The sequence below is a fragment of the Psychrobacillus sp. Z3-81 genome (genome assembly GCF_056620325.1).
This window is the reverse complement of sequence record NZ_JBWQPU010000002.1, coordinates 346,394-360,228: the sequence shown is the minus strand read 5'-3', so window position 1 is coordinate 360,228 and position 13,835 is coordinate 346,394. Positions and strand designations below refer to the sequence as shown.

13 protein-coding genes and 1 pseudogene are annotated in these 13,835 nt (G+C 38.8%); 12 read left to right on the top strand and 2 right to left on the bottom strand.

Annotated elements, in window-relative coordinates:
* Nucleotides 1–408: 408 nt before the first annotated feature.
* Nucleotides 409–1,983 carry a DUF342 domain-containing protein gene (locus AC1ECF_RS04025; RefSeq protein ID WP_480388102.1) on the top strand — a complete coding sequence of 525 codons (1,575 nt, stop codon included), beginning with the start codon at nucleotides 409–411 and terminating at the stop codon, nucleotides 1,981–1,983.
* Nucleotides 1,976–2,695, top strand: a complete 720-nt coding sequence (locus AC1ECF_RS04020; protein WP_480388101.1) for a glycerophosphodiester phosphodiesterase — start codon at nucleotides 1,976–1,978, stop codon at nucleotides 2,693–2,695. Before AC1ECF_RS04025 ends, AC1ECF_RS04020 begins: the two co-directional genes overlap by 8 nt.
* A 91-nt stretch (nucleotides 2,696–2,786) precedes the next feature.
* Here AC1ECF_RS04020 and AC1ECF_RS04015 read toward each other — a convergent pair whose 3' ends face one another.
* Complete coding sequence (locus AC1ECF_RS04015) at nucleotides 2,787–3,026, bottom strand: DUF2627 domain-containing protein (protein WP_480388100.1); 240 nt, start codon at nucleotides 3,024–3,026, stop codon at nucleotides 2,787–2,789.
* A gap of 128 nt (nucleotides 3,027–3,154) precedes the next feature.
* Between AC1ECF_RS04015 and AC1ECF_RS04010 the strand changes: the two genes are divergently transcribed.
* The 10 genes and pseudogenes from AC1ECF_RS04010 to AC1ECF_RS03965 all read left to right on the top strand — a co-directional run.
* Entirely contained in the window at nucleotides 3,155–5,173 is a 2,019-nt protein-coding gene (locus AC1ECF_RS04010; RefSeq protein ID WP_480388099.1) for a sigma-54 interaction domain-containing protein, read from the top strand.
* Between the two features lie 87 nt (nucleotides 5,174–5,260).
* Nucleotides 5,261–6,355 carry a branched-chain amino acid dehydrogenase gene (gene bcd / locus AC1ECF_RS04005; RefSeq protein WP_480388098.1) on the top strand — a complete coding sequence of 365 codons (1,095 nt, stop codon included), beginning with the start codon at nucleotides 5,261–5,263 and terminating at the stop codon, nucleotides 6,353–6,355.
* A 77-nt stretch (nucleotides 6,356–6,432) separates the two neighbouring features.
* Nucleotides 6,433–7,863 carry a dihydrolipoyl dehydrogenase gene (gene lpdA / locus AC1ECF_RS04000; RefSeq protein ID WP_480388097.1) on the top strand — a complete coding sequence of 477 codons (1,431 nt, stop codon included), beginning with the start codon at nucleotides 6,433–6,435 and terminating at the stop codon, nucleotides 7,861–7,863.
* A gap of 16 nt (nucleotides 7,864–7,879) precedes the next feature.
* Nucleotides 7,880–8,884, top strand: a complete 1,005-nt coding sequence (locus AC1ECF_RS03995; RefSeq protein WP_480388096.1) for a thiamine pyrophosphate-dependent dehydrogenase E1 component subunit alpha — start codon at nucleotides 7,880–7,882, stop codon at nucleotides 8,882–8,884.
* Entirely contained in the window at nucleotides 8,884–9,867 is a 984-nt protein-coding gene (locus tag AC1ECF_RS03990; RefSeq protein ID WP_480388095.1) for an alpha-ketoacid dehydrogenase subunit beta, read from the top strand. The genes AC1ECF_RS03995 and AC1ECF_RS03990 overlap by 1 nt, the downstream gene beginning before the upstream one ends.
* Nucleotides 9,868–9,888: 21 nt before the next feature.
* On the top strand, nucleotides 9,889–11,211 hold the full coding sequence (locus AC1ECF_RS03985) for a dihydrolipoamide acetyltransferase family protein (RefSeq protein ID WP_480388094.1): 1,323 nt from the start codon (nucleotides 9,889–9,891) through the stop codon (nucleotides 11,209–11,211).
* A 602-nt stretch (nucleotides 11,212–11,813) separates the two neighbouring features.
* A complete protein-coding gene (locus tag AC1ECF_RS03980) occupies nucleotides 11,814–12,281 on the top strand; it encodes a YhfM domain-containing protein (protein WP_480388093.1) in 468 nt (155 codons plus the stop codon).
* A gap of 118 nt (nucleotides 12,282–12,399) precedes the next feature.
* Nucleotides 12,400–12,618, top strand: coding sequence for a hypothetical protein (locus AC1ECF_RS03975; RefSeq protein WP_480388092.1), 219 nt, complete (start codon nucleotides 12,400–12,402; stop codon nucleotides 12,616–12,618).
* Between the two features lie 216 nt (nucleotides 12,619–12,834).
* On the top strand, nucleotides 12,835–13,290 hold the full coding sequence (locus AC1ECF_RS03970) for a DUF5412 family protein (RefSeq protein WP_480388091.1): 456 nt from the start codon (nucleotides 12,835–12,837) through the stop codon (nucleotides 13,288–13,290).
* A gap of 7 nt (nucleotides 13,291–13,297) precedes the next feature.
* Nucleotides 13,298–13,554: pseudogene (locus AC1ECF_RS03965) on the top strand (IS1595 family transposase); the annotation flags it as partial.
* A gap of 24 nt (nucleotides 13,555–13,578) precedes the next feature.
* Here the strand turns inward: AC1ECF_RS03965 and AC1ECF_RS03960 are convergent.
* A complete protein-coding gene (locus tag AC1ECF_RS03960) occupies nucleotides 13,579–13,749 on the bottom strand; it encodes a hypothetical protein (protein WP_480388090.1) in 171 nt (56 codons plus the stop codon).
* Nucleotides 13,750–13,835 lie beyond the last annotated feature (86 nt).

Genomic DNA, 13,835 nt, shown 5'->3' with positions numbered 1-13,835 from the left:
GAAATGAGACAGCTAAGTGGGAGATCAACTGTCCCTAAAAACCCGATTGGTTCAACTAATGATTGGTGGGGGATGAAAGAAAACCTCCACCAATCAAAGTTTCACTTTATGCTACTGCTATTGCTCCGAATCTGGCTGTTATCTAATTCCCCTGTTGTCTCTAGTCTAAGGATATCTTCTACAACACTCTTAATTATCCAATTCTCAATGGGAAAATTATGTTTATCTAATTCAACCTAGAGATATAGTAGTTAAGGCTCTTTTTTTCTCAAAAAACTAATTATTTCATGAATAGTAGCCTGCTTGAAGGGATTACTATGGTATTATAGAGCTAGATATAAATGATATTTTTTTACTTATTTTTTATTATTTTTTGGTTTGTTAAAAGGAAATTAGGGGGTTTTGTTTGTGACATGTATAGAAGAAAATGAGTATATTACTCTCTCAGAAGTAAAAGGGAAAGTATTTCTGATAGTGAAAAAAGAAGGTTTTCAATTAAAAAAATTTGATGAAATAACAAAGAAACATCCTCGATTTAGAGTATCCAATTTTATGCTACTTAAAAAAAATATTAATAAGGTTTCAGAGGATCCAATCGAAATTGGTGATTGGACTGATCGGATAGAAATAGAGGTATCTGCTGACGGCATGCAGGCACTAATTAGTATCTATGAAACTCCCGAGTATATACAGAACAATATAATAGAGGTCCAGGAAGCAGTTCAAAAGCTACTGAAAGAGCATGGGATTATTTACGGTATCAAGCCGCTGGACATCATGTCTTTCAAGCAAGGTAAGCCAATCGTAATTGCTCAAGGAACCCCTCCTACAAAAGGAGAGGATGCAAAAATTACATATTTACAGCAAGCAGAAAAAAAACCGATGATTGATGAAAGCGGTAAAGCAGATTTTTTCGATATGAAATTTATCGTAGAAATAAAGGAAGGTTCTTGGCTAGGTGAAAAAATTCCTGCCAAAGAAGGAGAACCAGGAAGAAATATATTTGGAGAGAATATCACTGCACTCATGGGAGAAGACACCCCATTAAAATATGACAAAGCTACTGCTTACGAAGTGGAAGAGGAAGGGAAGACTGTTATCCGCTCGAAGACAAAAGGTATCATAAATGAAGTTAATGGAGTTCTAACGGTCCAGAAGCATCTTGTTATTGAAGGAGATGTTGGTCTACAAACTGGGAACTTAACATTTGATGGTTCTATTCAAATTAGAGGAACGATAATGCCCGGATATTCTGTTGTCGCATCTGGTGATATTTCCGTAGAATCAAAAGAAGGGGTAAATCAAGCAGAGCTTATAAAATCAGCAGAAGGAGATATCTTTATAAAAGGAGGAATTTTCGGAAAAGGAAGAACTAAGGTCGAAGCCCACGGAAATATCTATATAAAGCATGCAAACGAATGCTTTCTCTCTGCTAAAGGAACTGTTCATATTGGTTATTATGCCCTGGGCACTGACATAGAAGCTAGTGAGGTAAAGTTAGATGAACGTAAAGGGAAAATTATTGGAGGTAAAACTGTTGCGATAAACTCTATCATTACTGCATACACAGGCAATAGTATGGAAAGAAAAACAGAACTAATTGTCCAGGGACTCGACCGAAAAATAATAACTGATCACACAAAGGCTCAAGCCCAATTGATGATGACAAAGCAGACAGAGCTAGTAAATCTAGAAGCAAAGTTGGAGCAGCTTAGCCGTCTAAAAGTAAATATGACAGTTCAGCAAATCGCTATGTATGAGCAGACTAAACAACAATATAATATGCTAAAGCAAGAAGTGAAAGAAATAGATAACGAGCTTAAGAGAGTGTTAGAAATACTAAAACAAAATAACGAGTATTATATAGAGGTTACAAAGGAAGCGAATGGGGGAACAGTTATACAAATAGGGAATAAATCAACTGTTCTATCACGACCTACCAAAGGGAAATTTAAGTTAGAAAATGGGGAGTTAAATGTCTAATATACCTGTGTATGCACATCGTGGCTTATCTAGTAAATATTTGGAGAACTCTTTAAAGGCGTTTCAGAAGGCGATTGAGCTGGGTGTAGATGGCTTGGAATTAGATCTGCAGCTATCAGCAGACGGCGTACCTTTTGTCACACACGATATAGATTTTTTTAGGTTAGCCGGAAATCCTAAGCGAATAACCGATCTACCAGCAGAAGATATTCGGAAACTAAAACTTGGGAACTCCTACTTTCGAAAATTTTTTTACCACAGAGTGTTAACCTATGAAGAATTTATCGACTTTGTACAAAGCTATGATATAAAGCTCAATATCGAATTAAAAGAGTCTTTTTTAGGGAAAAAGGAAAAAATTAGAGAAGTAGTGCAAAAAAGCAGTGTATTAAAGGATATACATTTTTCTTCCTTTGAGTGGAGTATTTTAGAAACGATTCATCAGATGAATCTTGGGATAAAGACTGCTTTTATAGGAAAGAAATATGCAGAGTGGGAAGAGATTTTAACATCTCCACACTTAGACGCCGTACATTTGAACAAAAAATACTATGGTACACCTTTAATGGATAAGGTGTGGGAAGCTGGATTTCCCCTGCGGTTTTACAATATAAAAGGGACAGAAAATTATCTACAAAATCCCCATGAGTGTGTCATAGGCTGGATTACCGATTTTCCTGATACGGTAATGAGAAAACAAAGACAACGTTAATAATTTTTCGGAATATAAAAAGCGTCCTTTTTCTCAAAAGAGAGAAAGGACGCTTTTATTTTGGTAGCAGCTATAAGACTTGTTAATTTGACTATTTATTCTTTTGAAAACGAGGTGCCACTTTACCGTTTTTGCGGTCTCGATTTAACAAGAATCCAGCAAAAAATCCTAATCCTAGCAGAGTAAAGATAATCCCACAAATAAATTGAAGAGCAAGCCCTCCAAAAGGTAGAATTTGATCACCGAAGAAGGTATCTCTCATTAATTTGATACCAAAAGCCGCTATTATTCCTGGTATTAATAGTACAATTAATGCTAATAAACGAGCCAATACTCTCACTCCTGTCCTTCCACTTATATTTTACCTTCAAGTTTTTGATTGTCAATGTTAGGAACTTCATGTATGATTAAGTAAGAAATGCAATAAGTTGCAGAAGAAAAATGGGGGTGTGCATATTTTTGCAAAAAATACTCATTGTAGGTGCAGGTAACGGTGGATATGCACTTCTTAAATTGATTGAACAGGCAGAATACCTACAAGTCTCTGCAGTTGTGGATATCGATGACATGGCTCCTGGAATGGAATATGCTAGAAACAAGAATATACCCACTTATAAGGAATGGAAATCCCTGCTCTCGAGTGACATACAAATTATTATTGATGTAACAGGACAAAAAGAGGTATTTCAAGAGCTTCTACATCATCGTCCAGCGACAGCGGTTTTGATTCCTGGTGAGATTGCCAATTTAATCGTTAGCTTACTAGAAGAAAAGAACAGTTATATAAAAATTCTAAATCAAAAGAAAATGCTGCAAGAACTAATTTTTAATTCCGTAGAAGAAGGAATGCTCGGAATTGACGACCAGGCAATTGTAAATTTTTTTAATAAAAGTGCTGAAAGAATGACTGGTATCCCTGCTGAAGAGGCAATAGGAAAACCGATAAAAGAAGTCATTGCATTAAGTGAACTACCGCGTGTATTCGAAACTGGGATCATTGAGCTTAACAAAGAACTTACTCTTGAAAGCGGTTACAAAATAGTGACCTCCAGGTATCCGATGATAAACGAAGAAGGAAAGCGAATTGGTGCTTTTGCTGTTTTTAAGGATATTACCGAGGTGGTTCGATTAGCAGAAGAAATTACGAATCTTACAGAGATTCAAAAAATGCTAGAGGCAATCATTCATTCTAGTGATGATGCTATTTCAGTTGTAGATGAAGAGGGTAAGGGAATTCTAATTAATCCTGCGTATACTCGCATCACGGGATTTACGGAAGAAGAAGTTATTGGCAAACCTGCGACGGCTGATATATCGGAAGGAGAAAGTATTCATCTGAAGGTATTACAGACCAAGAAGCCAATTAGGGGTGTAAACCTTCGTGTTGGTAAGGAAGAAAAAGAGGTAATAGTAAACGTTGCCCCAATCCTTGTAAACAATGAGCTTAGAGGTAGTGTAGGGGTTATTCATGATATGACCGAGATGCAGGGATTAATGAAAGAGCTAGATAACGCGAGGACACTTATTCGGAAATTGGAATCCACTTATTCTTTTGAAGATATCACTGGAACCTCCCCTGAGATTAACTTGGCAATAGATCAAGCTAGACTAGCAGCTAATGTGCCGGTTAATGTTTTGCTTAGAGGCGAGGTTGGAGCGGGAAAAGAAATGTTTGCTCATGCAATACATAGTAAAAGCTATCGTTCTGAACATCCTTTTATCCGAGTAAATTGTAGTTCCATGGAAGAGCAGGAGCTGGAAAAAGAACTGTTTGGCTATGTGGAGGATGGCATTCAAATTACTGGTTTGCTTGAAGAAGCAAGTGGTGGCACAATTTTCTTAGATGAAGTTGGGGAACTTACTAAGAAAACACAAGCAAAACTGTTACAGGTCTTACGAGAGAATGCAATTGTACCTGTTGGTGGAACTACCTCTTTACAGGTGGACGTAAGAATTATTGCGGCTAGCAGTTTTAACCTCGAAAAAGAGATGAGAGAAGGCAACTTCCGAGAAGATTTTTATTTCCATTTAAATCGAATGCCGATACATGTTCCCCCTCTTCGAGAAAGAAAGGGAGATATACCGGGTATTGCGGAACAGCTGCTTGTGAAGCTGAATCAAGAATTTGGTCGAAATGTCGAAAGGTTCTCGAAAGAAGCAATGAAAGCACTGCAAGCATATGATTGGCCTGGAAACATTCGAGAACTAGAAACAATCCTTAGCAGGTCAATGATCTTTCTTCAAACAACTGATCGAGTTTTAGAAGAACATCATCTTCCAAAGCAGATGATGGTGCTTGAAACGGAAGAGGAAGATAAAGAAATTGCTCCACTTTCAGAGCAGATGGATGAAATGGAGAAGAAAATTTTAGCTAAGGCGTTGAAGGCTTGTGATGGGAATAAGTCTCTTGCTGCCAAGAATCTTCAAATATCTCTCAGGTCACTTTATTATAAGCTAGAAAAGTATCAATTATTTTAGGAGAGAGATATATTCACCTAAATAGGGGTATTCACTATTAATAGTTTTTGATATTTAGATTATTTAACTACTAGGAGGAACAAAAATATGGAAATCTTTAAATATATGGGAACTTATGACTACGAGCAATTAATCTTCTGTCAAGATAAAACTTCGGGCTTAAAGGCAATTATTGCGATTCATGATACAACGTTGGGTCCTGCATTAGGTGGTACTCGTATGTGGAACTATGCAACCGAAGAGGAAGCAATTGAAGATGCTTTAAGACTTGCAAAAGGCATGACATACAAAAATGCAGCAGCTGGACTTAATCTTGGTGGTGGGAAGACGGTTATCATTGGAGATCCATTAAAAGATAAAAATGAAGAGATGTTCCGTGCTTTTGGTCGTTTCATCCAAGGGTTAAATGGTCGTTATATTACAGCTGAGGATGTTGGAACTACAGTTGAGGACATGGACATCATCCACGAGGAGACAAATTATGTGACGGGTATCTCGGAAGCGTTTGGTTCTTCGGGTAATCCTTCACCAGTGACTGCTTATGGAGTATATGTTGGTATGAAAGCAGCAGCGAAAGAGGCTTTTGGCTCTGATTCCTTAGAAGGTAAAACAGTTGCTGTTCAAGGTGTTGGAAACGTAGCGTATACATTATGTGAGTTTCTCCATAAAGAAGGTGCTAAACTAATTGTTGCAGATATTAACCAAAAATCTGTCGACAGAGCAGTGGAAGCATTTGGAGCAATCCAAGTAGGTGTAAATGAAATCTACTCTCAGGATGTAGATATCTTTGCTCCATGTGCACTAGGTGCAATCATTAACGACGACACAATTCCTCAATTAAAAGCGAAGGTAATTGCAGGGTCTGCAAACAACCAGCTAAAAGATACGAAGCATGGAGATCTTATTCATGAAATGGGAATTGTATATGCACCTGACTATGTCATCAATTCTGGTGGCGTAATCAATGTTGCAGATGAGTTATATGGCTATAACGAAGAGCGTGCAATGAAACGTGTAGCAGGAATTTATAATAATATCGAAAAAATCTTTGAAATTTCTAAACGAGATGGCATCCCTACTTATGTGGCAGCAGACCGCATGGCAGAGGAACGCATTGCGCGAGTAGGAAAATCACGCAGTCAATTTTTACAAAACGGAAAACATATATTGAATGGCCGTTAATAGATAATTTCAATTTACAACAAAGGCCGCTTTTATTTTGGTAAAGCGGTCTTTTTTATACGAAGGGAGATGCTCATTTGGCAAAGGATTATGATGTAGTCATTATTGGTGGTGGAACCGGTGGATACGTGGCGGCTATCCGTTCGGCGCAGTTAGGGTTAAAAACAGCAATTGTTGAAAAAGGGAAGCTAGGGGGCACGTGCTTACATAGAGGGTGTATTCCGAGCAAGGCTTTATTACGAAGTGCTGAAGTGTTTTCAACAACGAAGAATCACGCTTCTGAGTTTGGTGTAAACACTAATGAAGTAACACTAGATTTTTCAAAGGTTCAAGCTCGTAAAGATACAATTGTAAATCAATTATATACTGGCGTTCAAGGTTTGATGAAAAAAGGGAAAATTGACGTTTATGAAGGTATGGGACGAATGCTTGGACCTTCTATTTTCTCCCCTTCACCAGGTGGAACTATTTCCGTAGAAATGAACAATGGAGAAGAAAATGAAATGCTGATTCCTAAGAATGTGGTCATTGCTACTGGATCAAGACCAAGAACATTGCCAGGTCTCACCATTGATGGTCATTATGTGATGTCCTCGGATGACGCCCTAGAAATGACTGCACTTCCTAACTCTATCTTAATAGTAGGTGGAGGAGTAATTGGGATTGAATGGGCTTCCTTATTAAATGATTTCGGAGTAGACGTAACGGTAATCGAGTATGCGGATCGCATTATTCCTACGGAAGATCACGATATCTCCAATGAAATGCAAAAGCTTCTCGCGAAAAAAGGGATTAAATTCTTTACAAGCGCAAAGGTTCTTCCTGATACTCTCCAGATAGAAAATGAGCAAGTAGAAATATCTGCAGAGATCAATGGAGAAACCTCTATTTTTAAAGCGGATAAAATGCTTGTGTCAGTGGGGCGTCAAGCTAACGTAGAAGGTATAGGTCTAGAAAATACTGATATATTAGTAGAAAAAGGCTTTATTCAAGTTTCTGAAACATTCCAGACAAAGGAATCACATATATATGCAATTGGAGACGTTATTGGTGGTCTTCAGCTCGCACATGTTGCAAGCCATGAGGGAATTACGGCTGTTGAGCATATTGCAGGTAAAACAGTTTCTCCAATCGATTATACAAAGGTATCTCGTTGCATTTACTCTAGTCCAGAAAGTGCTAGCGTAGGCATAACAGAGTTGCAGGCAAAAGAACAAGGCTACGAAGTGAAAATTGGAAAGTTTCCATTTAAAGCAATTGGGAAGGCACTTGTATATGGAGAATCAGATGGCTTTGTCAAAATAATCGCTGATAAGCAGACAGATGATATTCTAGGTGTTCATATGATTGGCCCACATGTAACAGATATGATTTCTGAGGCTGGACTTGCCATGGTATTGGATGCGACTCCATGGGAAATTGCTCATACCATTCATCCTCACCCGACACTTAGTGAGGTTATTGGGGAAGCCGCTTTAGCTGTAGATGGAAAAGCAATTCATATGTAAAAAGGGGGAGAAGGAGATGGCAAAAAACCGTCATGAAGAATTAGGACTTACAAATGACGATGTATTAAAGATGTTTGAAACAATGCTGCTGGCACGTCGTATCGATGAACGTATGTGGCTGCTTAATAGAGCGGGTAAAATTCCTTTTGTTATTTCTTGTCAGGGGCAAGAGGCTGCACAGGTAGGAGCAGCTTTTGCTTTAGATAATACAAAGGATTATATTGCACCATATTATCGAGATATGGGAGTCGTTCTACACTTTGGTATGACTGCTAGGGAGTTAATGCTATCGGCATTTGCAAAGGCGGAGGATCCAAACTCTGGTGGACGACAAATGCCAGGACACTTTGGTCAAAAGAAAAATCGTATTTTAACAGGCTCTTCACCAGTAACAACGCAATTGCCTCACGCAGTAGGGGTTGCGCTTGCTGCCAAAATTGAGAAAAAAGATTTTATCACCTTTGTTACGCTTGGAGAAGGATCTTCCAACCAAGGGGATTTTCATGAAGGGTTAAACTTTGCCGGTGTTCACAAGCTTCCTTGTATCACGATGGTAGAAAACAACAAATATGCAATCTCCGTGCCTTTTGAGAGACAGGTTGCAAGTAAGAATGTTGCAGACCGTGCATCAAGCTATGGCATGCCAGGAGTAACGGTGGACGGAAAAGACCCAATCGAGGTTTATCGTGTAGTGAAGGAAGCGGCAGACCGTGCTCGTAATGGAGAGGGACCTAGTCTGATTGAGGCTGTTACCTATCGTTTGACTGCCCATTCATCCGATGACGACGACAGACAATATCGTACAGCAGAGGATATAGCTGAAGGGAAAGCGTTAGACCCGCTGATTACCTTTGCAAAATACTTAAGAGATCTTGATATTCTTCCAGAAGAGCTAGAAAAAGAGATTAATGACCGTGTTATGAAGGAAGTCAACGAAGCGACAGATTACGCGGAATCGGCACCATATGCTGCTCCAGAGGATGCACTGAAGCATGTGTATGCAGACGGGGGGAACGAGTAATGGCAATTATGTCTTATATAGATGCAATAACGCTTGCAATGAAAGAAGAAATGACTCGTGATGAGCGCGTTTTCGTATTAGGGGAAGACGTTGGTAGAAAAGGTGGAGTATTTAAAGCTACAGCTGGTCTATACGATGAGTTCGGTGAATATCGCGTGTTAGACACACCTCTAGCTGAATCTGCCATTGCTGGTGTTGGCATAGGGGCTGCTATGTATGGTCTACGTCCTATCGCCGAAATGCAGTTTGCAGATTTTATCATGCCAGCAGTTAACCAAATCATTTCCGAGGCTGCTCGCATTCGCTATCGTTCGAATAATGACTGGAGCTGTCCGATCGTTATCCGTGCACCATTTGGAGGCGGTATCCACGGAGCGCTGTATCATTCCCAATCGGTAGAAGCGGTTTTTGCTAACCAACCTGGTCTGAAAATTGTGATACCATCTACCCCATACGATGCGAAAGGTCTGTTAAAGGCTGCAATTCGTGATGAAGATCCAGTTCTTTTCTTTGAACATAAACGTGCATATCGTCTGATCAAGGGCGAAGTACCGGAAGATGATTATACAATTGATATCGGGAAAGCGGACGTAAAGCGTGAAGGAGAGGACATAACGGTTATAACGTATGGCTTAGCTGTACATTTTGCTCTTCAAGCGGCCGAACGTCTTGAAAAGGATGGTATTTCTGCGCACGTCCTAGATTTGCGTACAATTTATCCGTTAGATAAACAATCAATCATTGAGGCTGCTTCAAAAACTGGAAAAGTATTACTAGTTACAGAGGATAATAAAGAAGGAAGCGTTATGAGTGAGGTAGCTGCAATCATTGCAGAAAACTGTCTATTTGATTTGGATGCTCCTATCATGCGTCTTGCAGGTCCAGATGTGCCAGCAATGCCATATGCACCAACAATGGAAAAATTCTTTATGATCAATCCAGACAAAGTTGAAAAGGCGATGCGAGAGCTAGCGGAATTTTAATTGGAAGGAGGAAATTAACAAATGGCTTTAGAACAAATCAAAATGCCACAGCTTGGGGAAAGTGTCACAGAAGGTACGATTGAAAGATGGCTCGTTAAGCCAGGTGACCATGTGAACAAATACGATGCTTTGGCTGAAGTAAATACTGATAAGGTAACCGCAGAGGTTCCTTCCTCCTTCACTGGGATAATAAAAGAGTTGATCGCGAGCGAAGGGGATACACTTTCTGTTGGCGAAATCATTTGTACGATAGAAACAGAAGGGGCTTCCTCTGGGGAACAAGTCGTGCAAGTAAAAGAAGCTGCGCCAGAGCAACCTTCTCAGGAAACGGTTAAGCCTTCTGAGGTAAAACAACACGAGAAGAGCGCACCGGTTGAGAGACCTAAAGGTGCAAAAGCGAGATATTCACCTGCAGTGCTGAAGCTGTCTCAAGAGCATGGCATTGACTTGACGCTAGTAAATGGCACAGGAAACGAAGGTAGAATCACTCGTAAGGATTTATTGAAAATTATTGAAAGTGGAGAGATTCCAACTGCGAAAGCCGAGGAGTCAAAAGCACAGCATCAGGTTCAAGAAGCTGCATCTGAGAGTACACCAAAATCCGGACCAACAACGAAAGCTCCAAATGTCCCGGTAGGTGCTGGTGATATAGAGATTCCGGTTACTGGGGTACGTAGAGTTATTGCTGCAAATATGGTTCGCAGCAAGCATGAGGCACCACATGGTTGGACGATGGTAGAGGTAGACGTTACGAACCTAGTGAACTACCGTGATTCTCTAAAGAATGAGTTCAAGCAAAAAGAAGGCTTCAATCTGACGTACTTCGCATTTTTCGTAAAAGCAGTTGCGCAAGCTCTAAAAGAATTCCCGATGATGAATTCAATGTGGGCTGGAGATAAGATCATCCAGAAGAAGGATATTAATATTTCTATTGCAGTGGCTACAGAGGATGCGTTATATGTGCCGGTAATTAAGCATGCAGATGAGAAAACGATTAAAGGTATTGCTCGTGAAATTAATGAGCTTGCTGCCAAAGTTCGTGCCGGAAAGCTAAAATCAGAGGATATGCAAGGTGGTACCTTCACGGTGAACAACACAGGCTCCTTTGGCTCTGTCCAATCGATGGGGATTATCAATTACCCACAGGCGGCTATTCTGCAAGTAGAATCAATCGTGAAACGTCCTGTAATTCTAGAAGGTGGCATGATTGCGCCACGCGATATGGTAAATCTATGTCTATCATTAGATCATCGAGTATTAGACGGCTTAGTATGTGGTCGATTCTTGGCTAGAGTGAAGGAAATATTAGAGCATATTACGAAAGACAATACTTCGGTATATTGATAGAGGGAAAGCTTTAGATGTTTAATAAATAAAATAGAAAATTTTTCATAACTGCGAAAAGCACTTATAATCCTTAATCGTGATAAGGATTGTAAGTGCTTCTTACTTTATTACGTCTAGGTTCTCCGCTGCGTCGGATGCTTTCCGCGGGGGCGTGGTAAGCCAGCACCCATCGCTTGCGCGCGTGGCTGTGCTGTCTTACCTACCACCATGCTCCCGCAGGAGTCACCGACGCTGCTCCGAACCAATATATGTTGCCTACTATAATTAAGATTTGATTAATAAATGTCCACAAGAATAGAGTCTATCAACAAAGGAAATATTTTTCCGAATATCTTTTATTTATTTTGATCGTGCGGAAAATATAATTATTACGGAAGTATCCGAAACAAGATGGAAAACTAAAAACGGCATATCGTGTGCCAACGTTTCCACTAAACAACATCGTGTTGACCCGAAGCTGCGCCCCCATAAAGCGTCCAGCCAAAGCGGAAATCAACCCATGCTATGGTGGTCAACTCTTTTTATTTATTTCCTAAAAATTGTAACTATTTCATTTGATAATACGTCAATATTAAAAACATCATCTGAGGTAAAATGATATGAAAAATAATAAATCTCTTGTTCTCACTTTGACGTTGGTAGTGGCTATTCTTTTAGGTTGTCAAGCAGGGGTTAATAGCTCCGAAAAAACACAGGAAATAGAACAACAAACAACGGCAGAAAAGATGGAAGTTCATCAGATTCTGGAGTCTGATGAAGATATGACAAAAGTTAGCATATCAAAATTACAAAGTAATAATGTAAGTGTTTTGGATGATGAAAAATCTATCGAAACTTTTCGTCATGCATTAACGAGTGCTGTTAAAGAAAAAGGGATAGTAAATGTAGGTAATCCAGAATTCTCTGCAAAGATTGTATATGCAGACGATCAGACAGAAATTTACTATTTATGGCTAGGCAAAAAAGAGGAAAAGAGCTCGTTTATGCATTCGGAGAACACACATACCATTTATACGGTTTCAGAGGAACAGACAGAGGAATTACTTGATTTAATTGAAAAACAATAAAAAAAGCGAAGATTCATGAACTTTTCTAATTAGTGCTTCAGATAATTACTTGCTTTTCTATAATTAGTTTGAAAAAAATGGAAGTTATGGTATGGTGGTTATATTGGAGGTGAATTATGTGAATAAAAGGAAAATTTCATTAGCAATGATTTTTGTGTTGGCTGTACTAGCAACTTCTTTTGGATTACCATTGTTATATGCTATAGGAGTTCCTTCGTTCGACGTCATACTGACTGCGCTATTCGGTGAAGAAAGCGTTTGGGCTGTTGTTATTTCCTTACTGCTAATTATTTCTATTGCTTTTAGTATTGGGAAATTTAGTGAAAGTTATTCTTAGGAAGGCACAATTAGTGGGACGCAATTCGTATATGAATCGGTGTCCCTATTTAACTAACTACGTTAGCTTTAAATTACATATTATAGAGTAGGCTCTTGCTATGTCAGTTCCATTGTAAGAAGGGGGGAGAGTACACTGGAAAAACAGTATAACTTTTGGTCTTTTATTTTCATACTTATTTGTTTAACATTAACCTGCTATTCGTTGTATTCAAACATGAATAATACCTGGTTAATTTCACCTCCTATTTATATTCTCTTTATACTTGTAGTACTTGCTCTCGTATTAGGAGTTAAAGGTCTTAAAGATAAGAGAAGTTGGCTTACAAAGACGAGAAGTTGGTTGACGATTTCATTGGCGTCATTGTTGTCTATCGCTCTTTTTTTAGTTTTATCTTTTACTCTTCTTTTTTCGTCATTGGGAGCAAATGAATATTTGAAGACGGTGAGCTCTCCAGACGATAGTTATACCATTGATTTCTACCGGTGGGATGCAGGAGCAGCGGGAACGTTTGGGGTAAGAGGAGAATTAAACGGACCACTCTGGTTTAAAAAGAGAATATATTATGAGCAAAGAACTGAAAAAGTAGATGTTGAATGGGAAAGTGATCATAATGTCTTGATTAATAACCATGCGTTAGATTTAAAGGAAGGAGATACTTTTGGATACTAATGTGTCAAAAGCCGAAGAGATTGACACTGTGATAGGTGAGTATATTCACCCGTCTGCTTTGTTATGTACAGACACCGCAACGAATTATAAAAAGTTCGCTAAACTTAAAGGGTTGCAACGAAATATCTTGATAACTACCTCTACTGGTTCAGATGGCTTGAACTTGGTAAAAACTTAGCATTTGAAAATCGAGTGGGGCAAATGCTTATTTCTGCGTGTCAAAAAACGAATTATACAACAGTTGAAATGTTTAAAAGTGCATAAGAAAAACGACTTCATGGAAAGTCGTTATCCATCATCCCTTTTTATTTGATTGTTAATATCGTCCAACTTTTTCTCGATACTATTCATTCTATTGTTACGTTTAGAAAAAGAGCGGAATAACAATATAAACAGCCATACAATTAGTCCGATAAACAGCAAAAGAATGATTAATCCTGAAATATTAAAACTACTCAACTTATTTCACCTCCTAAAACTAATTCTCTAAATATATTATACTATATTTTGGAAAAAATATAAAACCTACATCAAAAGCAACAAAG